The sequence below is a fragment of the Variovorax paradoxus genome (assembly GCF_030811855.1).
Classification (GTDB): Bacteria; Pseudomonadota; Gammaproteobacteria; order Burkholderiales; family Burkholderiaceae_C; genus Variovorax; species Variovorax paradoxus_L.
In genome coordinates, this window is the sequence record NZ_JAUSRN010000027.1 from 1 (window position 1) to 24,147 (window position 24,147).

22 protein-coding genes are annotated in these 24,147 nt (G+C 63.8%); 16 read left to right on the forward strand and 6 right to left on the reverse strand.

Annotation, left to right across the window (positions count from 1 at the left end):
- Positions 1–7 precede the first annotated feature (7 nt).
- From J2X92_RS29050 to J2X92_RS29120, 15 genes are all read left to right on the forward strand, one after another.
- A complete protein-coding gene (locus J2X92_RS29050) occupies positions 8–67 on the forward strand; it encodes a flagellar hook-basal body complex protein FliE (RefSeq protein ID WP_307581314.1) in 60 nt (19 codons plus the stop codon).
- Positions 64–1,575, forward strand: coding sequence for a flagellar basal-body MS-ring/collar protein FliF (gene fliF, locus J2X92_RS29055; protein WP_307581316.1), 1,512 nt, complete (start codon positions 64–66; stop codon positions 1,573–1,575). Before J2X92_RS29050 ends, fliF begins: the two co-directional genes overlap by 4 nt.
- Entirely contained in the window at positions 1,575–2,165 is a 591-nt protein-coding gene (locus tag J2X92_RS29060) for a hypothetical protein (RefSeq protein ID WP_307581274.1), read from the forward strand. Before fliF ends, J2X92_RS29060 begins: the two co-directional genes overlap by 1 nt.
- Complete coding sequence (locus J2X92_RS29065) at positions 2,162–3,034, forward strand: FliH/SctL family protein (RefSeq protein WP_307581275.1); 873 nt, start codon at positions 2,162–2,164, stop codon at positions 3,032–3,034. Before J2X92_RS29060 ends, J2X92_RS29065 begins: the two co-directional genes overlap by 4 nt.
- Positions 3,031–4,434 (forward strand): FliI/YscN family ATPase, encoded by a 1,404-nt coding sequence (locus tag J2X92_RS29070; protein WP_307581277.1) that lies wholly within the window; start codon positions 3,031–3,033, stop codon positions 4,432–4,434. Before J2X92_RS29065 ends, J2X92_RS29070 begins: the two co-directional genes overlap by 4 nt.
- Positions 4,431–4,946: a hypothetical protein gene (locus J2X92_RS29075; RefSeq protein ID WP_307581279.1), complete on the forward strand. Its 516-nt coding sequence runs from the start codon at positions 4,431–4,433 to the stop codon at positions 4,944–4,946. Before J2X92_RS29070 ends, J2X92_RS29075 begins: the two co-directional genes overlap by 4 nt.
- On the forward strand, positions 4,943–5,803 hold the full coding sequence (locus J2X92_RS29080; protein WP_307581281.1) for a hypothetical protein: 861 nt from the start codon (positions 4,943–4,945) through the stop codon (positions 5,801–5,803). Before J2X92_RS29075 ends, J2X92_RS29080 begins: the two co-directional genes overlap by 4 nt.
- Positions 5,803–6,207, forward strand: a complete 405-nt coding sequence (locus tag J2X92_RS29085; protein WP_307581283.1) for a flagellar hook assembly protein FlgD — start codon at positions 5,803–5,805, stop codon at positions 6,205–6,207. The genes J2X92_RS29080 and J2X92_RS29085 overlap by 1 nt, the downstream gene beginning before the upstream one ends.
- Positions 6,208–6,238: 31 nt before the next feature.
- Positions 6,239–7,426: a flagellar hook protein FlgE gene (locus J2X92_RS29090; protein ID WP_307581285.1), complete on the forward strand. Its 1,188-nt coding sequence runs from the start codon at positions 6,239–6,241 to the stop codon at positions 7,424–7,426.
- Positions 7,427–7,623: 197 nt separating this feature from the next.
- Positions 7,624–8,415, forward strand: coding sequence for a FliM/FliN family flagellar motor C-terminal domain-containing protein (locus tag J2X92_RS29095; protein ID WP_307581287.1), 792 nt, complete (start codon positions 7,624–7,626; stop codon positions 8,413–8,415).
- Between the two features lie 25 nt (positions 8,416–8,440).
- On the forward strand, positions 8,441–8,866 hold the full coding sequence (locus J2X92_RS29100; RefSeq protein ID WP_307581289.1) for a FliM/FliN family flagellar motor switch protein: 426 nt from the start codon (positions 8,441–8,443) through the stop codon (positions 8,864–8,866).
- A gap of 3 nt (positions 8,867–8,869) precedes the next feature.
- On the forward strand, positions 8,870–9,415 hold the full coding sequence (locus J2X92_RS29105; protein ID WP_307581292.1) for a flagellar biosynthetic protein FliO: 546 nt from the start codon (positions 8,870–8,872) through the stop codon (positions 9,413–9,415).
- 92 nt (positions 9,416–9,507) lie between these two features.
- Positions 9,508–10,338 carry a flagellar type III secretion system pore protein FliP gene (gene fliP, locus J2X92_RS29110; protein WP_307581294.1) on the forward strand — a complete coding sequence of 277 codons (831 nt, stop codon included), beginning with the start codon at positions 9,508–9,510 and terminating at the stop codon, positions 10,336–10,338.
- Positions 10,339–10,373: 35 nt separating this feature from the next.
- Complete coding sequence (locus J2X92_RS29115; RefSeq protein ID WP_307581296.1) at positions 10,374–11,180, forward strand: sigma-70 family RNA polymerase sigma factor; 807 nt, start codon at positions 10,374–10,376, stop codon at positions 11,178–11,180.
- A 36-nt stretch (positions 11,181–11,216) separates the two neighbouring features.
- Positions 11,217–12,443, forward strand: a complete 1,227-nt coding sequence (locus tag J2X92_RS29120) for a tetratricopeptide repeat protein (RefSeq protein WP_307581298.1) — start codon at positions 11,217–11,219, stop codon at positions 12,441–12,443.
- On the opposite strand, the gene J2X92_RS29125 is transcribed toward J2X92_RS29120, so the two are convergent.
- From J2X92_RS29125 to J2X92_RS29150, 6 genes are read right to left on the reverse strand one after another with little or no spacing between them, the layout of a single operon-like run.
- The gene (locus tag J2X92_RS29125) at positions 12,440–12,883 is read right to left on the reverse strand and encodes a hypothetical protein (protein ID WP_307581300.1); all 444 of its coding nucleotides are present in this window, start codon (positions 12,881–12,883) and stop codon (positions 12,440–12,442) included. The genes J2X92_RS29120 and J2X92_RS29125 overlap by 4 nt on opposite strands.
- 45 nt (positions 12,884–12,928) lie before the next feature.
- The gene (locus J2X92_RS29130) at positions 12,929–13,534 is read right to left on the reverse strand and encodes a hypothetical protein (RefSeq protein ID WP_307581302.1); all 606 of its coding nucleotides are present in this window, start codon (positions 13,532–13,534) and stop codon (positions 12,929–12,931) included.
- A gap of 18 nt (positions 13,535–13,552) precedes the next feature.
- Positions 13,553–14,332 (reverse strand): 2OG-Fe(II) oxygenase, encoded by a 780-nt coding sequence (locus J2X92_RS29135; protein ID WP_307581304.1) that lies wholly within the window; start codon positions 14,330–14,332, stop codon positions 13,553–13,555.
- A complete protein-coding gene (locus tag J2X92_RS29140; protein WP_307581306.1) occupies positions 14,329–15,351 on the reverse strand; it encodes a hypothetical protein in 1,023 nt (340 codons plus the stop codon). Before J2X92_RS29140 ends, J2X92_RS29135 begins: the two co-directional genes overlap by 4 nt.
- Before the next feature lie 27 nt (positions 15,352–15,378).
- Positions 15,379–17,475, reverse strand: coding sequence for a YcaO-like family protein (locus tag J2X92_RS29145; RefSeq protein ID WP_307581308.1), 2,097 nt, complete (start codon positions 17,473–17,475; stop codon positions 15,379–15,381).
- Complete coding sequence (locus J2X92_RS29150) at positions 17,472–18,239, reverse strand: hypothetical protein (protein WP_307581310.1); 768 nt, start codon at positions 18,237–18,239, stop codon at positions 17,472–17,474. Before J2X92_RS29150 ends, J2X92_RS29145 begins: the two co-directional genes overlap by 4 nt.
- 356 nt (positions 18,240–18,595) lie before the next feature.
- Here J2X92_RS29150 and J2X92_RS29155 point away from each other — a divergent pair.
- Positions 18,596–24,147: Ig-like domain repeat protein (locus J2X92_RS29155; protein ID WP_307581312.1), on the forward strand; the 5,552-nt coding region annotated here is incomplete at its 3' end.

A 24,147-nucleotide genomic window follows, 5' to 3' on the forward strand; every position in this document is an offset into this window, starting at 1 on the left:
GTTGATGATGCAGGTACGAAGCCGATTGCTCGAGGCCTATCAAGACATCATGAAGATGCCGATATGAACTTCTGGCAAGGACTGACACACCGCGCACGCATCGGCTTGATCGGTGGCAGCGTGGCCATCCTGCTGGCCACCGCGGTGTTGGCGTGGTGGCTGCTGCACACCGAATACCAGGCATTGTTCACCGACCTGAAGCCGCAGGACGCGCAGGCGATGACCACCGAGTTAGAGCGCCTCAAGATTCCCTATCGACTGGGGGACAACGGTGCCTCGATCCTGGTCGACAAGGCAACGGTGCATGCCACCCGGATCAAGCTCATGGGCAAGGAACTGCCGCTGCATGGCGCGGTCGGGCTCGAACTGTTCAACAACACGGACTTCGGCATGACCGAGTTCGCGCAGAAGATCAACTACCAGCGCGCTCTCCAGGGCGAACTGACCCGCACCATCCAGTCGCTATCTGAGGTGCTGGAGGTGCGCGTGCTGCTGGCGCTGCCCGAGCAGGGATTGTTCAAGCAGGCGACCTCGAAGGCCAAGGCCTCGATCACGCTGTCTCTTCGGCAGGGACAGGCACTGCGGGCCGAACAAGTTGTGGGCATTCAACGGCTCGTGGCTGCCGCCGTGCCCGGCATGACCACCCAGGACGTCACGATTGTCGACAGCCACGGCGTGGCGCTGACGCGGGCGGAGGGTGGTGGCGATGCCGAGATGAACAGCGGCCGGCTCGATCTCAAGCGCGACACTGAGAGCTATCTCGCCCGAAAGGTCGCCGCCGTTCTCGATCGTGCCTTTGGGTCTGGGCAGGCGCTTGCCAGCGTCGACGTGACCTTGAACATGGACCAGATTCGAACGACCACCGAAGACGTACTGCCCGCGGCGGCACGAACCGGGCTTCAGGCGACAGGCGTAGTGGTTCGGGAGCGCGAGGTGCTGCGCGATACACCTGCATTCGAAACCAAGGCGGCTGACAACGGCGCTGCGCGCGGCGGCAGCGCGCAACGCGAAGTCGAATACGCGGTGGGTCGGCGCGTGGAACAGGTCGTGAGTCAACCCGGTTCCATCCGTCGCATCCATGTGGTGGCCGTGGTGCGCAAGACCTTGGATCCTGCGCAGGAAGAACAGTTGCGCAAGGTTATTGCCGCAGCTGTCGGGGCATCACCGGACCGGGGAGATGCCGTCATCGTCCAGTCTCTGGTGGGGGGTGCGCTCCCGGCGTTTGAGGGTGCAGCCTCGTTGGCTGCTCCCGGCGGCCCGCTCCCTCAAATGGAAGATGCAGGTCGAACCCCTTCAGGGCAGACGGCCGTGCATGGTCTGCCCTTCCTCCAGATGCTGGTCGTGGGCGTGGTGATCGTGCTGTTGCTGGCGCTGCTGCTGTTTCGTCTCGGGCGGGGTGGCGCGGCCATGCGCGGCAACGCGCACGGAGACAAACCCCTTTCCGAGGTGGAGCGAGCCGCAGCCTTGCGACGCGTACGAGACTGGATGGCGAGCGCCGACCGCGCCGACGGTAGTGCCCAGGCGCGATCGGCGGTCCCTGGTGCAGCGATGCCGGCTACGAGGAGAGATAGCTGATGGCGGCGCACGAGTCGGCAGGGGCCCGCCGCGCGGCGCTGCTTTTGCATGCAATGGCGCCGGTCGACCGGACGTGGACGCTCGAGGCCCTGCCAGCCGCAGAGCGCTCGGCGTTGCAAGACCTCTTGCTGGAACTGGAGACCTTGGGCATCGAACGCGATCCCGCTCTGATCGCCGAGGCGACCGCCGATGCCGCGCGCCATGGTGTCAATGGTGCTGAACCGTTGTCCGGGGTGGCGGCACTTCAGGTGCTCGACGAATTCCAGCTGCGGGCAGCCATCCGGTGTCTCCGGGCCGAGCCCATCGGACTGGTGGTCGAATGGCTTCGCATCGCCGATTGGCGGTGGCGCGAGAAGCTGCTAGATGCCATGGAGCCGGGCCATCGCCGACGGGTCGAGGCGGAGCTCTCCGCGGCAACTGCTCGTGCCTCGGCCATGCCGCCTTCATTGCGCGCGGCATTGATCGCCGGTGTGACGGACCGGCTGCGCGGTCTGTCGGCGATTGAAACCGGTGCGAACGAACCGTGGCCGAAGTTGCTGCATTCGTTCCGACAGGTTTTCCGTGGTGTGTCGCGGGGTGCTTCAAGGTGATCACTGCCACCTCGCGGCAGCCAAGCCCATCGGCCGATCTGCGCGATCGGCCGACGCAGGTATTGCGCGACGTTGTTGTGCAGGGCGAAGTGGCATTGGCCCGGCCGGGGAACGCCCGCCTGCTGGTGACGGGGCCTGTGCGGCCGCCCACGACGAGTGGGGTTCCGAATCCGGCAGGAAGAACGCATACACCGAGGGATGAGAGCGGGCTCGTGGAAGGAATTGATCAAGGCGGGATTGCGGAGCAGGCGCATCGGCGCGGATACGAAGACGGCTTTGCCGAGGGAATCGTCCAGGGGCGCGCGCGTGGTGGTGAAGAAGCTCAGGAGCTTGCCGCCCGCGATGCGATCGAAGCCAGTCGCGAACTCGGCGACCGTGCGGAGCGCTTGGATCGAGAAATGATGCAAAAAGCCCAGGCTGCATACCAGTCGCGAGTCCAGGTGGTGGATGGTCTGATCGCCGCCTTGCCTCCGCAGATCGAATCGCGGCTGGCAGCTGCAGAAGACGACATGCTGGCCCTGTGCTTTGAGATTGTTTGCCGCGTTCTGGGCAAATCCGCCGTTCAGCCTGAGGCGATCCGTGCGCAACTGACCGAAGCCATGGGTGCTTTGCGCGGTCGGCAGTCGGTGGCTGTCCATCTCCACCCTGATGATCTGCAAGCACTGCAGAAGGAACCTGGCTGGACGTCGAGCCAAATCGGTGGAAATGATGTGCGCTGGGTCGCGAGTTCCGAAGTGGTCCTGGGTGGCTGCATCGTGGAATCACCGGAAGGCGGTCTTGACGTTCGCATCGAAACCCAATTGAACGCGCTGCGTGACTTGCTGCTGCAAACGCGCCGCGCCGCCCGGTCCGGTGGAGTCGTGCAATGAACGCGCTGAACGTCTATCGCCAAGCGCTCGAGGGCACGGCGCTGCACCGCCGGATCGGTTGGGTGCGCGAAATGCAAGGGCTGGCCATCGACGCGCTCGGGCCGGACGCGGCGGTCGGGGAACTCTGCCGCATCATGGTCCGAACGCACGGTGAAACCGCCGGCGCTGCCGAGATGGGCGGTGGCAAGGTGCAATCCGGCGTGCTCGCCGAAGTGGTCGGCTTGAAACCGGGCCGCGTGACCTTGATGCCCTATGGATCGGTCGAAGGAATCGCCGTCGGCTGCGAAGTCCAGGCGCTGGGGGTGGAGTCGCATATCGGGGTCGGTCATGACTTGCTCGGTCGCGTTATCGATGGGTTCGGCGAGCCGCTGGACGGCCTGTCCCGGCCAAGGACGTCCGAGCGACGGTCGCTCAAGGCGCCTCCGATCAACCCGATGCAGCGTCCGCCGATACGCCACATCCTTGAAACCGGCATCCGCTGCATCGACGGCCTCCTTACTTTGGGTCAAGGCCAGCGCATCGGGATCTTCGCGGGCAGCGGCGTCGGAAAGAGCACTCTGCTCGGCCTGCTTGCACGCCACGTCAAGACCCGCAAGGGTTCCGAGGCCCAGGCCAACATCAATGTCATCGCACTCATCGGTGAACGCGGGCGCGAAGTGCGGGAGTTCATCGAAAAGCAGCTCGGGCCCGAAGGCCTCGCGCGTTCTGTCGTGGTAGTCGCGACTTCGGATCAACCAGCGCTGGCCAGGTTGCGCGCGGCGTACGCGGCGCTCGCAATCTCTGAATTCTTTCGAGACGGCGGCCACAACGTTCTGCTCACCATGGACTCGATCACGCGCTTTGCTATGGCACGGCGCGAAGTCGGCCTCTCTGCCGGTGAGCCGCCTACGGCCCGCGGCTACACGCCGTCGGTCTTCGCCGAACTGCCCGAGTTGTGCGAGCGGTGCGGAACGGCACCTGGCGGGGGCTCGATCACTGCATTGCTTACCGTGCTGGTCGAAGGCGACGATCTCAATGAGCCGGTGTCGGATGCCTTGCGTGCCATCCTCGACGGGCACATCGTGCTTTCACGCCATCTGGCGCATCGCGGGCATTACCCGGCCATCGACGTGCTTAAAAGCGTGAGCCGCTTAATGCCTGAGCTGGCCGACAAAGACCAGCGCTCGCTCGCCGTATCGGCTGTCCAGCAACTGGCGGTGCTGGAGCGCAACCGGCAGATGATCGATATCGGCGCCTACGAGAAAGGCTCGAATCCCGAGCTCGATCGCGCGATCGGAGTCGAAGCGGAATTGCAGTCGTGGTTGCGGCAAAGCGTGGGCGGTGTGCCGCGCTCCGAATCGATCGAGACGCTGCGCGAGATCCTGACGATGGCTCCTGCGTCGAAGGGGCGCCTGCCATGAGCACTCCAAGGGCCACCTTTGGTCAAGTGCCACGGGACGTCGACGTGCGCGGTTTTGTCTACGCGCTCGACCCGATATGCCAGAAGCAGCAGTGGAACATGGACAAGCTGCTGATCGGGCTCGCGAGAGCTCAACAAGCGCTGACAAGCACCGAGACCGACATGGCCCAGGTACTCCATATGCATGATCAGCAAGCCGAGGAAACAAACCGCTCATTTCTGCTGCGGGTCGATCCGGGTGCGCATCGGCACGCATTGAGCTATCTCGCCAGTCTGCGCGGCCAGTGGAAGCAGCTTGGTCTTCGGCGCCAGACGCAGCTTGCGGCGCGAGACCGGTTGAGAAGAGAGTGCGTGGCGCAGCAGCTTCGCCTCGACGGGCTGGCACAACACAGGGCGGATGCACTCACTCAATACGCGGATGAGGTTCGCCAGCGCAACAGCGTCGAGCAAGATCGCGACTGGCTGGCGCGCTTGGCTCTTGCTCGCGGGAGTGCCCTGGAGATCATGCGATGACCTTTCACATCATTTCAGCAGGGGCGCCGTTGCCACGGCGGGATACGCCAACGAGCGGAGGCGAAACCGAGCAACGCCAACTGGCGTGGCAACGCGAGATGGAGCGCGCACAGATGACCGCGTGGTTCAAGCCCTCCGTTGCCACTTCCCAACGGAGTGCTGCGGGAACACCAAACCATCGAGAGGACGCGGCCGCCCGCCAGGAGGCGTGCGGTGGGGGCAAGCGACCCCGTGCTCCGGTGGGTGCCGAGGGCGGCGATGCCACCCTTTCACGGACAGCGCTGCCCGCCTCGTTGATCGCGGATTTGACAGCGGGCACCGGCGGTGGCGACATGCGTGGTCAGCCACCACGAACGACGGCAAGCGCATATGCGCGAACGCCCACCATTTTCATCACCGAGCAAGGCGCCGAAAGCAAAGTGCCAAGTGACACGCAGGTGCTTCGCATGGAGGTCATTCGTCCATCGGCCGGCACGAGAGTGATCGACGATCTTGCGAAGACCCTCACGGGCGCTCCGACCGAGATTCGCCCCGATTCACGACCCAAGGCGTCGATGCCCTCCGAGCAAACGCCAGCATTGCTGCGGCTGCACGAAGAAACCTTGCCAGAAGGCCAAGCCGTTTGGATCGCAATGCGTGCCGACGATGAGGCATTGGCCGCAATGCTGCCCCAGATCGTGGCCGATCTGCAGCGCGGTCTCTCGCAAAGCCGCGGCCAGCGCCTCTGTCAGGTCGTGTGCAACGGGCGCCTGGTCTGGCGAGCTGGGGCCAGCGCGACGGCGCCTGACGGCCAACTCTATTCAGGTGGCGACGTCCGCCACGGTGTGTTCCATCCAATTCAATCAAAGGGGGCGTAATGGCAATCGATGCAATAAGCAGTGCGACGAGCGGTACCAATCTGAAGGCCAGCAGCCTGGGCATGGAGGATTTCCTGAAGATCCTGCTGACCCAGCTGACCTACCAGGACCCGCTCAAACCCATGGACAACCAGCAGTTCATGGCTCAAATGGCTCAGTTCACAAACCTGGAGCAGACCCAGCAGCTGAACAACAAGATCGAGACGCTGATCACCAACCAGGCGGCGCTGCAATCCGTGGGATTGATCGGCCGAAAGGTCGACATCACCACCACGGGCGGCGCTGTGACTGGAACGGTCAACGCACTCTCCCTCGCTGGCGATACGCCGCTGCTCACTGTACAGACCGCGGCCGGGGCGACGTTGAGCGATATCTCGCTCAGCCAGATCGTGGCTGTGCGCTAGGCGGCGCTCGGCATCTTCCAAGGAACCTATCGTGCTTGAATCCATTTACGTCGGAATGACCGGCTTGCTGGGGTACTCCCGCGGCCTGCGCGTGATCGCCAACAACACCGCGAACATGAACACCCCGGGCTTCAAAAGCTCGAGTCTTCAGTTCGCGGACCTGTTCTACAGCGGTGGCAACCTGAGCGGCGGCAACGCCAGCCAGAACTACAACCAAGTCGGCTTCGGTTTGAACACGACTGGAACCACGATGTCGTTCAAGCAGGGCGAATTGCGCCAGACCGGTAATGAGCTCGACATGGCCGTCGACGGGCAAGGCTTGTTCGCGCTCAAGGATGCTGAAGGCAAGATCAGCTACACCCGCGCCGGACAGTTCAAGTTCGATACCGACGGCGTGCTCGTGAGCCGCGACAGCGGGGAAAAGGTCATGGGCCTGGGAAGCAACGGCGAGTTCGTCCAAATCAGCCTGGCGGGACAGATGACGAACCTGGGCAAGCCGACCTCGCGCATCAAGCTGTCGGGCAATCTGTCGAACACCGTCACCGAGCAGACGGCGAGTGGCATCACGGCGATCGACGCAGCGGGCGCGAGCCACACGCTGGGCTTGAAGTTCTCCGTGGTCAGCGCAACCACGACGGGTACCGAGATGAAGGTGGAGCTGATGGACGGAACTTCCGTCGTGGGCAGCGGCACGATGGTCTTCAGCGGCGGAAAACCAACATCCGAGACCGCCCTGATGTCGATGACCTATTCACCCGCGGGACAGCCGCCGATGCAGTTGACGCTCGATTTCAGCACCGACGTCGTCTTCTTTGCCGGGCAGTCCACGCTTGCGATGGATTCGCAGGACGGCGTGGGCCCCGGCACGCTGACCGGCACAGTCTTCGACGTCAATGGTGCGCTGCGGATGAGCTACTCGAACGGGCAGACGGCCACAGGCGCTCGCTTGGCGCTCGCGCGGTTCGACACCCCCGATGCCGTCGGCGCCGTGGGCGACAACCAGTTCGAAGTGCTCGACAAGAATGCCTGGCACCTGGGAGTTGCCGGTGAGGGCGCTTTCGGACAGGTGCATTCCGGGCAGATCGAGATATCCAACGTCGACCTTTCGCAGGAATTCAGCGACCTTGTGATCATGCAGCGAGGCTATCAGGCGAGTTCGCAGGTGATATCGACTGCCAACGACATGCTGCAGGAACTGTTCTCGATGAGGAGCAAATGACCGCGGCACCCTTCGCTGCAGCGCCGCCTTCGGCTTTGCTCGATCTGGCGGAATCGGCGTCTCGGGCACGCCCTCTACGCAGATGGCAAGGCGGGCAGAAGGAGGCAGTACGCGAGCGTTTTTTAGCGATGCACCGCGAATGGTGCACAGCGTGGATTCCAGCGTGCGATGCTTCGTCTCACGTCGCGGAGGTCCAAGTGGTCGAATCCGAAAGCATCGAGGTGCTGGCGTCCCACGACGTTGCTTGGTGGTCGTTCGCCGCAAAGCGCTCCGCGCCATTGCCGCGCGCGAAATCTGCGAGCCTTGAGGTCGCGGCAAGCGACGCCGTCACCGCCAAGGCGGAGCGCGCCGCCATGAGCGGCATTGGGCTGCAAATGTTCGCATCTGACTGGGCCGCGTCCGGAACAGAAAAAGAATCTCCGCCCATCGCGACGGCCGTGGTGCGCGCCGCCTGGACCGATTGGCTCGAGCGCATCGGCGCGCTGCTGAATGGCTTTCCGGTCGAGCCGCAGCAAGCCAGTGGCGCCCCGGAAACGAGCTCGCCTTCGAATCCCTGGTCCGGCGTGCTCGGTGTGCGCTGGTCGTGGTGCGGAGGCACATGGACCTTGCGGCTGCCGCACGATGCCGTCGCCGCCGCACTGCTCGGAAGCGGCGCGGAAAAAATGACAAACGCATCAACACCCCCCACGGCGACAGAACCCAGGCAAAGCCTCGATCAAGCATTGGATGGGCAGCCTGTCAGCTTGCGCGTTCTGTTGACCGGTACGGAACTGAGTTTGGGCCAGTTGCAGGATCTGCGGCTCAACGATGTGGTGCCCTTGGCGCATGCGCTTGATTCGCCAGCACACGTTGTCAACACCATCGGTTCGCCGATCTGCGAAGGCTGGCTGGGACGAAGAGATGGCCGCATGGCCATTGAACTGGCGGCATCGCCGGTCGCGTCGCCGCATCTTGCTACTGCTACTGCTACTGCTACGCGGTCCCTATGAACCCACACCATCCGAAGGAAAGAACATGACACAAGCCCTGGAAGGAGTTGTTGGCGGCAACCGCGCAATCGGCGACCGCGGGACCCGGCCGCTGCAAGGCGGCGGCATGCCCACCGCGCAAATTATTGCGCTGCCTGAACTCCACGCGAGTGGCGAGGTCGATGCCGCAAACCATGCCGGCCACGCGACGGTCCTGCGCGACTGGCATCCGCTGCATCAAATCAAGGCGAAGCTGCAGGTCTGTGTGGGCGAGGCGACCGTTTCGGTTGGCGAGCTGCTCGCAGCAAAGGAGCACCATGTTCTGCTCCTTGATCGTGCGGTCGATCAAGCGGTCGACCTGACCATTGAAGGCAAAGTGGTCGCGCGAGGCCAACTGGTAGCCGTCGATGGGCACTTCGCGGTTCGCATCACGGAGTTGCCGATCGCGCTGGGCTTGGCGTCGGGATCCTGACCGATGAAGGCTGTTGAGGGTACCGCGTGGATCGTGTTGGGCCGGGTTCGCCGGCTGTGCTTTGCAATTCTGGTAGGGACGACGGTATCGTTGCTTTCGCCGCCGCTGTTGGCGCAGAACGCCACTGGCACGAGCGCATCTCCAGCGAGCACCAGTTTGCCGGCCGATATTCCGGTTAAACGCGAACTGATAGGCGAGGCAACCCCCGTGGGCGATCGGTGGTGGTTTGCCATCGCTATCGGATCGGTTTTGGTAGCGATCGGGGTCATCGTGGCGCGCAAGAAAGCACGGCCTGCGAAGTTCTCCGGAGTTTGGTTGCGGCGTTTCCAGAATTTTCTCGACACTTCCCCGTCCGCTGAGATCGCCCGAGTATCGAGCGTGCGCCTGTCGCCCCATCACAGCCTGCACGTCGTAATCTGGGATGGTCGACGGCTGCTGCTGGGATGCAGTAACCAATCCGTTCAACTGCTTGCCGAGGCGCCTTCCGTTCCTGAGATAGCAACTCTGTTGACTCCACGTGTGCAACCCGTATCGAAGGTTGCGCCATGACAGCTGTCACTGCATGGGCCAGCACTCGAATGAAGTGGTGCTGCCAGATATTCGCACTGCTGCTGATCTTCGCCGCGCTGTTCTGGGTGCCCTTGGTTCATGCGCAGGTCGAATCGCCTGAAGCGGCGGCTTCGGCCATCGGCATCGAAACAGGACTGGACGGCAATGTTGTGCCCCCACCAGTTCCTGCCGCTTCGGCACTGCCTCAAACACCTGCCGCGGCCAGCCCGGGACGCGCGAAAGTTGCCCAAACCGCCCCTCGAACGCCGACACCTGCCTTGACGACGCCCGCGACCGAGACCACACAAGCCTTGCGTGTGGTTCTGGGCCTGACAGTACTTGCCATCCTGCCGGCGCTGCTGGTGTGCCTCACGAGCTTTCTTCGCATCATCGTGGTGCTGTCGATGCTGCGCCATGCCATCGGCATGAGCGAGACACCACCGAATACGGTCCTGATCGGATTGGCACTCTTTCTGACGCTGTTCACCATGTCCCCGGTGTTGCAGAAGCTCAACCAGGATGCGTTCGAGCCGTTCATGGCGGGAAAATTATCGGTCGAGGAAGGCTATGGCAAAGGGATCGCGCCGCTGCGCGATTTCATGGTTCGCCAAACACGGGAAGCAGACTTGGCATTGATGGTCGAGTTGTCGAAGGCGCCCGTCCCCAAGTCGATGGAAGACATCAGCAATGTGCAGCTCATTCCTTCGTTCATGCTGTCGGAGCTGCGCGCCGCATTCCAGATTGGCTTCGTCATTTTTCTGCCGTTCCTGTTGATCGACCTGATTGTGTCGAGCATCCTCATGGCGCTTGGCATGATGATGATGCCGCCGACCACCATCGCGCTGCCGCTCAAGATACTGATGTTCATCCTGGTCGATGGCTGGAGCCTGGTGCTCAAGGCGCTGGTCGGCAGTTTTCACTGAGACGCAGCGCACCCACCATGTATCGCGCGAGTTCGATGCCGATCAATGCCGCCGTCGACAGCGACCTGGACTCGGCCGCGCTGTGGGCCTGCTGGCGTGAGGAGCGTGATGCGGCTGCGCGCGAGCAACTCATTTGCCACTATCTGCCGTATGCGCGCATTGTGGCGGCAACAGTATTCGCTCGGCGCACCCATAGCGATGTCGAGTTCGAGGATTACCTGCAACTCGCACGCATCGGTCTCGTCGAGGCAGTGGATCGATACGATCCCGATCAGGGTGCCCAGTTCAAGACCTTTGCGGCCAAGCGCGTGCGGGGTGCGGTGCTCAATGGCCTTGTGAGCCTCACCGAAAAAAATCAGCAGATCAGCGTGAAGATGCGCCTGCGCCAGGAACGTCTTGAGGCAGCGAAGGACGCCGCTGAGCATGCTGTGGCATACGAGGGCGGGGGCGCGCCCGAGGCCCCTTCGCGCAGCGGCGACAAGCTCTTTCGCTACCTCGCGGAAGTCGGTATCGGCCTGGCCTTGGGCATCCTGCTCGAGGACACGGGCATGGTCGATGCCGAGTCTTTCGGCAGCGAAACTCATGCGCCTTCCCCCGAAGTGAGCTACTTTAGGAAAACCGAAACGCACCAACTGCGCACGGTTCTCCACGGGCTGGTAGAACGGCTCACAGAGCAGCAGAGGCGGATCATCCAGTATCACTACGTGCAAGAAATTCCATTTGACGAGATCGCAACCACCATGGGTGTCACGCGTGGGCGCATTTCGCAATTGCACCGTCAAGGCCTGCTGCGGTTGCGCGAGCTTCTGGGCGACGATGCGCGTTGCGACGTGTCCTGGTAACCCTCTATCCGCAAGAAGATCACATTCAATCTTTTCATGACCAACTCGACCGCCTTTCTAGCAGCAGCCCGCCAGCGTCTCGACAGACTCGACGGGTTCCTGCGCCAGGATCCGTCCAACAACGCGCTGCTGATAGATGCCTTTGAAACTGCGCTGTCCTGCGGGGAGTGGGCGCGCGCGCGCCTTCGCCTCGAGCAGGGGCAAGCGCTGGACAACGAGCCACTTGCGTGGCGACTGCGAGAAGGCGATTTTTGGCTTGCTCAGCAACGCTATGAGGAAGCGCTGGGCGTGCTCGAGACATTGTCGAAAACGCCGAATCCGCCCCCTGGGTTTGCCGAGGTGCTGCTGCACAACCTGGCCTTCATCGACCTGAAGCGCGGCCGATACCAGGATTGCATCGCCCGTTTGGCTCCATTGGTCGAGGCTGCACCAGTCTCCTCGGACAGTGCTGACTTGCAGCCAACGGTCGCCACGCGAGCTTTGCAACAGCTATGGCTGCGAGCGTTGCATCACGATGCCCAGCTGACACGCGCCATGACGTGGGCGAAGGACGCCGAAGCGCGCCGTGAGCTCGACACCGGCGCGGCGGGCGTTGCCAGCCTCATCGCGATCGATGCATCCGATCTTGCGTCGGCACATCGCTGGTCGGCCGCCAGTCTTGGCGACAGCGCGCCGGATGAAGCCCCCGCCGAAGCTCTGGTGGCCCAGGCCTCGCTGGCCCTGGCGTCGCGCGATGCTGTGCGTGCGGCCGCATTGGCGGACGCGGCCTTGCGACGCCATCCGGACGACGGCCGTGCCTGGTCGACGCGCGGCTTTGCGGCATTGCTTGCGGGTGACCTGGCAGGCGCCACGGCGGCTTTCGAGCGCGCGCTGTCCAACATGGCAGCACACATCGGCACATGGCATGGTCTCGCCTGGACGCAGATCCAGCAGGGCAACTTGCCCGCGGCTCGCACCAGTTTCGAAGCTGCTTTGGCGTTGGACCGGAACTTTGCAGAGAGCCACGGCGGGCTTGCCGTGGTGCTGGCGATGCAGCAGCTGCGGCAAGAGGCCGAGGAGCATGCTGCAATGGCGTTGCGGCTCGACAAGAACAATGTGTCAGGCCGCTACGCCAATGCACTGCTGAGCGGCGAAGTGAAAGATGCCAACGATCTCCAGCGGCTTGCAAGACGGCTGCTTGGCGGGCGTACGTCGCCCTTGGGCGGCGACATGGCTGATCTTTTTCGCGCGACCGAACAGGAACCGGAGCGCAAAGACACTTAGCGCGGCAATCGCCCTTTTGCCTCGGGGGTAGAGCGGCTGTTGGCGTCCGCAGTGGCTTCAGCAAGCAACTGGTCGCCGGCTTCGCGCAAAGCCGCATGGAGATCTGCGTCGCTTTCCATCTGCTGCATAACCGCATCAACCAACTGGTCGAAGCCGCGGTCGTCAAGGCGTTCGCGTCCAAATGCCTGCATCAGCACCGACTCGAGGAACAGCCTGAACGCCTTGCGCTGGCGTTGAGGATCCTCGGGCGCCAGCGCGCGCACGCGCAGTGCCACCATCTGCTGGAGTTGGGCTTCCTTTTTTTCAGCGGGCTGACCTGGATCGTCGATATTGCGAGGCGCCTCCCGCTTTGCATCGGGACGAGTCTGGGCCTGCGCACGGAACTGCGCGCCGAACTGGGCACGAATCATCGCAGCCAAGTGCGACGACGGGTCAATCATCGCTTCGCGCCTCGGATGGGACTGCACACACGGCACGTGCCCCCATCAATGCGGACGTCCAAGCTGCTGATAGTTGGCCAGCAGCACATGGGTGTCGGATGCGCCCGGTTCGCCGCGCTCGACTACCTCCGGTGCGGTGTTCGGGACCAACGCCTTGATGCCCGCGACAACTTTCTTGATGTCGTCCGACAGCGCACGGTTGGTGGTGTTGAGCACCAAGCCTTGCTCGTAATGCCGCAACGCTTCTTCGAAACGGTCGTGCGCCAAGGCGGCAAATCCATTCACGAAATGGGGCAGAGGATCCGTATCGGGCAGACCAAGCAGCGGCTGCCAAGTCAGCAACGCCATCGCGGCGCGGCCTGAACTGAATTGCAGCAGCCCCAGCTGGTATCGGGCCATCGGGAAGTCCGGCGCCAGCCGCGTTGCGTTGGCGAATGCCGCCTCAGCCTGCTCCATCTGCCCCAGCGCCGCGAATTCGGCACCCAGCAGAAACTGAGGCAGTCCCGCGGCGGGCTCGGCGGCGCTTGCCTTCTGAAACCATTCGATCGCCTGCGCGCCATTGTTGGCTTGGCTCGCGGCCATGCCTTGGGTCATCAGGGCATCGAATGCAGTCGGTTCAAGGTTCATCTCCATCTCCAATCGGATTTGCATGGCGGTACTCGGAACACTTCAGCAATAGAAGACAAGAGGCTTCTCCACGCTGTTGTAACCGATGAAAGACGAGCAGGTCACCCGCGGCCGGCCTCCGGCCTGCTGAATTGCATGCAGGCTGGTCGAGCGAAAGATGATCAGATCGCCGGTATCGGGCGCAATCGACAAGTCGCGAGGCCGAAGACTGTGCGCTGTCACGCCGGCCTTGCCAGGCTCGCGGATCGCCTGGTACTCGGCAGCACTCAATTGCAGATCCCAGAGTTCGAGTTCACCCCCCGAGGAGGATGTCTGCAGATAGACGTTCGCGGCAAGCTGTTCGGCCACGAACGCCGAAAGGTCGACATGGCGCGCCACCAGCCGGTCCTGATGCGGCGGTGTCGAACCCCCTTCCTGGACGATTCTGGCCACGCCGGTGAATGCTTTTCTTTGCCGGATCGTGGCTATGTTGGCGCCGGCGGTCCAGGCCTCGTCCAGGACCAGCCGCAGCATGTCGATGGGCGAGAGAAAAGGCGCGCACAGCTGTCGAAATCCCGCCACCTCGTCGCTCGCTGCCTTCAAGTACGCGCCCAATTCTTCCTCGGAGCCGACGATTTCACCGAGCGACAGCCCGAATCGCGCCATGTGCGTGGCATACCTGAACGGCCGCAGGCCGTCGAAGGCCGTGATTCTCGCCGCGAGAAGGGCACAAAGATCGTGGTTGTAGAAGTTGCGGATGCGCAGCGCGAGGTACTCGCCGCCGATCAGCGCCAGCAGATCGGCCTGGGTCAGCCGAAGGCAGTCTCTGATTGGATCTTTCATGCTCGGTCTCCGGAGCCTATGCTCAAAGCCTCCGCGGCCGGCCGGTCGAACAGGTCCGACAGCATGGCGTCGTAGCCATAGTGCGGAAAGAGGGGGTTCGAGTTGAGTTCGAGCCACCAGAGCTGGCCATGCGCATCCAGGACGCCGTCCACGCTGCAAGCCAGCGGGACCGCCGCCACCTGACGCAGCGCCTTGGCCACGGCGTGCTGCAGTGCGCCCAGTTGGCTGCCGCACTGGGCCTGCAGTGCCGGCAATGCATTGGCCGTGCGCCCCCGCCCCTGGCGCGACAGGAACGTGCGGCCATAGCGAAAATCGATCCACAGCGAGCGCCCGCCAGCGGGAATGTCGTCGCGAGCAACGCCCTGCAGCGCCAGACAGGCGTGCACGATCGAATCATCGGCCAAGACATTGGCGCCCGAGTCGCCATGGATCTTCTGCCGCGCCAGTTCGCCTGCGCTCGTCACGCCATCACCGATGATGTGTGCGTATTCCTGTACATCCGCGAATATGGCCTTGGCGCCCCACAGCCAGAGCTTGACGATCTTTCCGGCCACGAACTCCTCGGCGAACACCGTTCCCGCTTTGTCGGCGGGCGCGGCGGCGGTGGGAGGACGCTCGCCGGCACGAAATGGTCCCGTGATGCCATAGCCGAAAGAGCCTTGCGATCGCTTGGTGATGTAGGACCGGGTTGGAACTTCGGCCGGCCCCCAGGTCTGCGGCGTCTTCAGCCCAACCTCGGCCAAATGCTGCTTGAACAGCAGCTTGTCGGTCGACAGGGCGAACACGTAGGTGCGATACGGGCGCCAGCCGCCAAAGGCCACCACCGATTCGGACAGCGACGGGACATGGGCGAGTTGCCCGTTGATCGTGGCGGCAAAGAGCGGGTAGAAGGAAAAGTACCGGTTCGCACAACGCACTTCCAACTGAAGGTTGTTCATGTCGAGTTGCGCGTCGGCTTTGTGACGCGAGGTCCAGGCCTTGACGGCGCGAAAATGGTCGAAGACTGTGGATATCGTCATAGTTGGCAGATGGCGCGTTCTCGTGGCTCAAGGCAAGGGATGCGGAAATCTCCCGCGAGGCACGCATGCCGCGCCCATCCCACGCGGCAGCGCGTCGTATCCGAAAGCAATGGGCACCGCGCCTGGTATGAGCACCCGGACGGTGCGGACAGCCTGCCCGTCGAGGGACAAAGGCGCGTCGCTGCGTGTCATGTCCACCCACGCCGCCATTGGACGGTCGGCGCAGCGCTTCAATCGTTCCTCCAGCGAATCGGGCCATTCGCGTTCCACGCTCGAGAAGGTAGTCGTTCGAGGACCTCGCGTGATTGCATGGGCCTTGCGATAGTGGGTGCGTTGAGAAAAAACTTGGGCGTGATCGAGAGGGGTTCTCACGGCCCGGACCGCCACACGGGAAGCGCTGGGCTCTGGGGCGCGGGCGAGTTTGACCAGGGCTGTGATCTGCGCCTCTCTCAGCGCTCGTTCCAAGGCATGTTTGGCTGAATTGCCGCACACGGTGGCAATCGCGCAGAAGCCCTTGGCTGGCGATGTGACCGCCACAATCATGACCGGCCCCAGGCTGCCGTTCAGAATGCAGACATCGACCTCGCACCCGCGTGCGTGCAATTCGTTGACCTGCGATTGCAACGTTTGAGGCAGGGAGTTCAAGAGAATGCCCGTGCCGGGTTGTTGCGCCAGCCAGTGTCGGGCGAGTGCGTCGCGCTCGACGATTTCGAGGCCCGCGCGCTCCAGGGCCGTCGACAAAGAGACATCACTGGCACAGCCCGAGGATGTTTGGCGCATCAACATGCGGGAGCGGCATGGAGCAGGCAGATCGCTGCCGCTGTAAACGCAATCTGCTGGCACCCACAGTGAGTTGCCGGTATCCAGATCCTTGCCGGTGATCCACAGGTGCTCCAGATCTTCGCTGTAAGGCACGAGCAGCCCATGCGCCCGGCGGTACTGATCTTCAGAAAATTGGGCAAGGCTCCTCGGGTCCAGCTTGCTATCGAACTGTCGGCCTTGTGCGCAGCGAAGTTCCGCATGAGGGTGGCGGAAGCAGTATCGTTCCACCGCCTCGGAAACCGCAATGGCGCATGCCACCCGTGCATCGATCGACCGTCCCCATCCTTTTTCAGGTTTCTCCTTCGAGTGCACGACGGCCTCGGCGACAAAGGACCCTCGCAGCTCATCGCCAGCGCCGCGCCACCGCACGGTGATGGCGCGGGGCGCAGGCGCTGCAGGCTTGGTTTGCCCAGGGGCGCTGGCGCCGATGAGCACCATATCGACAAAGGCAGACCGCTCGATGCCGCACAAGGCGCGCATCGCTTCCGCGTCGAGGACATGAATAGGCTGCCACTGCAACCCGAGCTCTTGCGCTCGGGATCGCATGCGCTGCATGGCGGCACCTGCGGCCATGAGCGCCATGTCTGCCGGCAACATGTGCCCCTCGGTCGAGAATCGACCGCCCGCGAAGACAATCAAAACAATCGGGCTGCGTGAAACGGCATACGGCGAAGCCGCAAGACTGAGCAATGCCGCTTCGTCCAAAGGCCCTGCGGGCCGCCACAGAAGCTCCGCGTTCGGGCGGGTCACGTGAAAAATGCCCGGCCCCTTCCCATTGATAGGCTCACGAAGTGCGACTGCAGCACGCAGGGGCGTTGGACGACGTTCCTCCACAAGTGGAACGGCCAATGCGCTGGCGCTGCAAAAAAGTTCACCCAATAGGGTTGTGAGAGCGGCCATGGACGGCAACACCGTCGCACTTTCCCCTTCGGATGGAGCAGGCGAAAACTTGCTCGACGGGGTGAGTTGCTCCCGTTGCCGCCGTTCGTCGCTCAGGGCATTTAACAGTGCGAAATGTGCGTCGACCAGCACGCCGCATTCGAGCATTTCCCGCAGAAACTCTTCGAACCTGGAATCGGGCCATTTAGCCTCTGCAAGCGCTACGACCTCCGCGAAAGTCCGCCTGCCGTCGCACCAGTCAAATAGCGCCCGCAAAAACCTTGCGGGCGCCCGGACGGAAAGCTCGCGCTCAGGCAGACGCACCACCAATGTGCCGCCCTTGATGAGGCAGGCCCTGGCAAGCGCCGGCCGAATCTCAGCGACGGCCGGCGTGGCCGTGACTGGATTTTCGGCCAGGTTCACGCACACGCTGTACTGACTTGCTGCACGAAAAGGGACGCGGCCAGGTCCTTTGACAGACCTTGCCAGGGTTTTGCAGGCAACAACGCGCCCAGACAATGGCTGAAAGCCGCAAAGCCCTCGACAAAAATTCCGCAGCTCTGTTCGGTGGCAATGTTGTAGAGCTGGGTCGACGGGTCCATGTGGTGGTAGATCGGTCGGGCATGGACCCAGCCGCTGACATGCGCCAGCTGTTCCGGCAGATCGATGTTCAAGGGGATCGGCGGCGTAGCGAGTCGTGGCTCGATGGAATTGCGCATCTCGAACAGCAGGTGATTGAGGTTATAGGTCCCCCAGCTCTGCGACACAGTTCCGTCGGCTGCCCGGCGGCTGACCCAGAGCGGATGCTCGTCGGACATGAACAGGCATTCGTCGCCCAGGCCGTGCAATTCGATCACCTTGCGCGTCATGCCCAGGACGGGACGCTCTAGCGCGCGAACCCGGTCGGGGCCCGACATTGTCATCAGGAGATCGCCCACTAGGACGTCCTCGATGTTCTTGCGCGAGCCGTCGGCCATCAGAACGCGATTGCCCGCCAGAAAACAGGTGGGCTGTGTGCAGTCGGTCGTCTGGCACAAGGCCTTGAGTGCCTCATCGGACGGCTTGGGGCGGTAGGGCCTTGCCGTGACCGACCAGCCTTCCTGTGCATCGCGCTGTGCGCTGCGCCCGCCGACAAACGCTTCGTGGCCTTCGACGAACAGCTGGCCCGCTTTTTGAACGATTCCCATATTTCCCTTTCTGCATGCGCAAGCATGTGTGACAACCTGGACGACTCGAGGCCACGGTGTGCGAACGCGAATGTGGTTCGCGTCGATTTCGATGGCCCGTCCACAACATATCCAGCGCTCGCCAGATTTGTTTAGCGCCCAGCGGGGCGACGATTACCCCCGCGTAGCAGTAGGTCTTTGGCTAAACGAATCGGCCGCGCGCCGGATGAGTTCTGCAGAAGAACCGAAGCCAGCCCGGTAATGGGTTGGCCAGCCAGAGGGGAGGACCCTGAGTGGGCATTGCCCGCATCGAGCCGATGCGGGCAGCGTCCCTGGCTGCCGATCGGCGGTTCCAGGGAACAAGGGTGAGGCGCTCCATGGTTGCAATCGTCAGCGGCAATAGTCTGGGTTTGAGTTTGAGTTCGCTGGCCACCTTGGGCCAGCGCGGCCAGGTGGGCATGGCGGGGCAGGGGCGCAGCGGCGAACAGGCCTACGTCAACGCCGCCACCGGCAACCTCGTGCTGCAGACTCGCGATGAACTCTTGCTGGGCCGCGGCCCGGACACCGTCAGCCTGCGCACCTACAACAGCCAGGGCCTGCTCAGCGACGACAACGCCGACAACTGGGCCGTCGGCGCCTTCGGCCAGCGCATGCTGCTCACCGGCACCGTGGCCACCGCCGGCAGCACCCTCACCCGCACCGACCGCGACGGCGCCCAGGCCGTCTACACCTGGGACGCCGCCAGAAGCCTCTACGTGAGCACTGCCGGCGCTGGCGCTTTCGACACCATCGCCTACGACGCAGGCGCCTCCGAGTTCGTCTGGACCGACGGCGACAGCGAGCTTGTCGAGCGCTACCAATCCACCGGCCAGGGCCGCCTCGCCTCCGCCACCGACGCCAGCGGCAACACCGTCAGCTACGCCTACAACGGCAATGGCACCGTGAAGTCGGTCACCAATGCCAACGGCGAAGTCACCTACTACGACTACAGCGGCACTAACCTCACCCAGATCCGCACCGTCAGCGCCGCGGGCGCCACCTCCACCCGCGTGCGCTACGCCTACGACGGCTTGAACCGCCTGACCAAGGTCACCGTCGACCTCAGCCCCGACGACAACAGCGTGGCCGACGGCCAGACCTACGTCACCACCTACACCTACGAGGGCGCCAGCCGGCGCGTGGCCGGTGTTAGCCAGAGCGACGGCACTAGCCTCGCTTTCACCTACGTGCAGGCCGGCGGCGTCTACAAAGTCCAGAGCGTCACAGACGCCCTCGGGGCCGTCACCACCTTCGCCTACGACACCGCCGCCGGCACCACCACCGTCACCGATGCGCTCGGCGCATCCGCCGTCTACCTCTATGACGCGCAAGGCCAGCTCGTCCAGGTGCGCCAAGGCGTCACCGCAGCCAACACCGCCGGCCTGAGCCAGGTCAGCTATGCCTACGACACCTCGGGCAACGTCACCCTCGTCACCGATGGCGAAGGCCACAAGGTGGCGCTCACCTACGACGAGCTCGGCAACCTTCTGAAAGAAGTCGATGCCGCCGGCGACACCCGCACCCGCACCTACGGCGCGGCCAACCAGCTGCTCACCGACACCCTCTACGCCGATGCCGCCGTGAGCCGCGGGGCCTTCAGCAAGGAGGCCGCGCTGCCCGAGACCGTGCGCTACGTCTATGCGCAGAACAACCCCTACCAGCTGCGCTTTGTCGTCAGCGGCCAGGGCAACGTCACCGAATACAGCTATGACGCCTACGGCCTGCGCACCAGCGCCGTCGAATACGCAGGCGCGCCATACGACACCGCCGCCCTCGCGCAGACGGCCGTCCCCACCGAGGCGCAGATGGTCACCTGGCGCCAGGGCCAGGACCTCACGCGCAGCCAGCGCACCGACTACACCTACGATGGCCGCGGCGAGCTCCAGACCGCCACCACCTACGGGGCCATCAATGCCAGCGGACAGGGCGATGCCGCCACCGCCGCCACCACCCAGTACATCTACGATCCGCACGGCCTGCTGCTGCAGACCATCGCGCCGGCCATTGCCGGCGGTACAGCCGCCGTCACCACCTACACCTATGACGGCTTGGGCCGGCTGCTCTCCGCGAGCGGCCCTTCGCTCGACGGCGGCGTCACGCCCAACACCACCATCACCAGCTACGACGACGCCAACGGCAAGACCAGCGTCACCCTGGCCAACGGGCTGGTCACCATCTCGGCCTACGACAAGGCCGGGCGCCTCGTCAGCATCACCCAGACCAGCGTGGGCACCGGCGTGCTCGGCACCACCAGCTACGCCTACGACAAGGACGGCAACCTGCTGATGACGCAGGACCCGACCGGCGTGCGCCAGTGGATGCTGTACGACGCGGCGGATCGCAAGGTCGCCGACATCGATGCGACCGGCGCAGTGATCGAGTACGTGTACAACGCCAACGGGCAGCTGCGCGAGACCATCGCATACACGACGCGAATCGGAACTGCAGCGTTGATCGACGGGTCGGGCACCCCGACCACCGCGTGGAGCGCGACGAACACCACCACCAGCCTGACGGCATTGCGCCCGGCCGGCACGCCGCAGGACCAGAAGGTCTGGCGCTTCTACGACACGGCCAACCGGCTGACGTGGCAGGTCGATGCGCTGGGCTACGTCACCCAGACCACCTACGACGGTGCCTCGCGCATCCTGTCGGTCACGCAACTGGCCAATCCGATCGACGTGACGCAATTGGGCAATGGCGCCAATGTGCAGATCCTGGTGGATGCGGCGACGGTGGGGGGGGTCACGCTGGGTGTGAGTGCGGGAACCAGCCCACTGGGCTCGGCGGTGACGCTCACGGCGAACATCGAAGGCACGTCGCCCGGCGGCATGGTGACCTTCTTCAGCGGCGAGACCGTCATCGGCAGCGCGCCGGTGGTCAATGGCGTGGCCACGCTGTCCACGACAGAGCTGCCCATCGGTGTCGACAGCATCCGCGCCGCCTACTCGGGCGATACGCTGCGGCCCGCGAGCATCTCGCCCGTTGTCCAGAAGACGATCACCGGGGCGACCACCAGTGCTGCGCTGAGTTTCTCGCCCAGCTATGGGGCCGTCTATGGGCAGAGCGTCACGTTGTCGATGTGGCTGACAACAAGCCAGCCGCCGGGGTTGGCGCCTGCCACGGGCGAGGTGAAGTTCTACAACGGGACGACGCTCGTCGGCACAGCCGTCGTCATCAACGGGCTGGCGATGCTGACGGCCAGCAGCCTGCCTGTGGGCAGCCTGAGCATTCGTGCGGAGTATGCGGGAGACACCACTCATGCAGCCGCTACGTCTTATCAGCAAAGCCTCACTGTCAATCCGAATCCCACCAAGACCGCGCTCCTAGTTTCCGGTAGCGGTTCCACATTGAATCTGAGTGCGACCGTGGGCACGGCTTTTGGCCCCTCCACGTTGCCAGGCGGCACGGTGACTTTCTATAACGGCACCACGGTGGTAGGGATCGCGACGCTGGCAAATGGTGTCGCGTCGATTCAGATCGCAGCTCCGGCCAACGCTGCAGCCTTCAAGGCTGTCTATGCGGGTGATGCTGGCAATGCAACCAGCAATTCGTCGGGAGCTTCAAGCACAACGTTGCCTTCTCCTACATCGACCACGCTGACCGCGTCTGCGGCGAGCATGACGCAGGGCCAGCCGGTGACGCTGACGGCGCAGGTGGCGGGTGCGGCCCCTGGCGGGAAGGTGTCCTTCTTCGCAGGCATGATCCTTCTTGGCACGGCCTCGGTGGTCAACGGCCAAGCGAGCTTGGTGACCAACTATCTTCCGACCGGTTCCGTCACGGTCAGTGCGGCGTATGCGGGAGATGCCAACAATGCCGGCAGCGTCATTGCCCAAGGTCCGACCATTCAGGTGACCGCTGGCTCAGTGACAGCACCGGCCGCATTGAACACGACCGTCTACTTTACGACGCCCTATACCGCTGAAGCGGGGGTGCCGGTTTCAGCCGGAGTCTCTGCCGGCGGCAGTTCGTACAACTACACGGGCACGTTCAGTCTCTTTGATGGAAATACGCTGGTGGGCAGCTTCATGGCGTCGTCTAGCAGCATGGCCAGTTTGCCGCAAGCGCTGCTGGCGCCTTTCTCTCAGGGAACCCACAGCCTGACGGTCGTTTATTCGGGCGACCCGTCCACGCCCGCCGGCAAGAGTTCCGGCAGGCAGCTCGTCGTAGGCGGCGCACAGGCCGGCATCACCCTCACATCGTCTCGGGCCCAATCGACAGTGGGCTCACCGTTGACCGTTACAGCAAATGTCCGGCCAACCAACTCCGCGTATCTGGGGGCTGCAGCCGCCGGTACCGTCACCTTCTACAGCAATGGAGTCGCCATTGGCACGTCCAGCGTAATCAATGGCGCGGCCACGCTGACATTGAGCAATCTGGCGCTGGGAACGGATGCGATCACGGCCAGCTACTCGGGCGATGCCAATTTCGCCGCAGCTTCCAGTGCCACGTTCAGTCAGCAAATCCTCGCTACCCCTGCTTCAACGTATGTCAGTGTCACTTCTGCTCCTGATGCATCGTTCTACGGATCGACCCTGACCCTCACGGCCACGCCCACGGGCCAAGGCAAGCCCGAGGGCGGCTCCGTCAGCTTCTACGATGGCACGACGCTCTTGGCCATCGTCACCTTGGTCAACGGCAAGGGCGTGCTCAGCGTGAGCAACCTGGAGGTCGGTTCGCACACGATCAAGGCCGTCTATTCCGGCGACGCCAACAACGCCACGTCCACCTCCTACGCTTACCCGATCATCGCCAAGGCCCCCGCCGGCCTGACCAACCTCACGGCCGCCTCGATCGCCCAGGACGGCAGCCTCTCGGTGCAGGTCGGCGGCATTGCACCAAGCGGTCTCATCAGTTTCTACGAAGGCATCCGCCTCTTGGGCACCGCCCAGATCGTCAACGGCGTAGCCACGCTCTCGGGTGTCGCTTTGCCCCCGGGCACGCACAGCTTCACGGCCGCCTACTCGGGCGATGCGCACTACCTGGACGGCGAGATCGGCTTCACACAGGTCGTCCAAGGCACGCCCCTCACCACCATTTATGCGGCGCTGGACATCCTGCAAGACCGCACTGTCACCGAGTTCTACAACCGCGACGGCCGCCTGCAAGGAACGCTGGACGCCGAGGGCTACCTCACCGAATACAAGTACAACGCCGCTGGCGACCTGGTGCAGACCATCGGCTACGCCAACCGCGCGGCCAACTTTGCCAACGTGTCGGCCCGCATTGCGGCCGTGGCTATCACGCGCGCCAGCTACAACCTCAGCGGCCTGCGCCCCGGCACCAACAGCAGCGCCGACATCAACAGCTACAACCTGTACGACGCCCAGAGGCGCCTCGTGGGCCAGGTGGACGGTGAGGGCTATCTCACCGAGACCGTCTACGACACCCGCGGCAACGTCACCCAGACCAAGCGCTACGCCAACAAAGCCGTTGGAGTCAGCGCCAGCGCCACCTTGGCTTCGGTGCGCCCCGGTGCCAACGCCCAGGACCAGACCGTCACCCAGACCTGGAGCGCGGCCAACCAGCTGCTCACCCGCACCAACGCCGAAGGCACCGTCACCCAGTTCGCCTACGACAGCGTGGGCCAGCTCGTCCAGGCCACCACCGCGCTGGGCACCGCCGAGGCCCGCACCAGCCGACAGCGCTACGACATCCAGGGCCGCCTCATCGGCGAACTCGACGGCCGCGGCAGCGATGCCGTCGCCCTGACCGATCCGCTTGCCTTGTGGGCCGCCAACGGCCTCACCCACACCTACGACGCCGCCGGCCGGCGCGCCAGCACCACCGACGCCAACGGCCACCGCACGCTCTTCTTCTACGACCCCATCGGGCGCCTGGCCTACACGGTCAACGCCCTGGGCGAAGTCACCGAGAGCAAGTACAACGC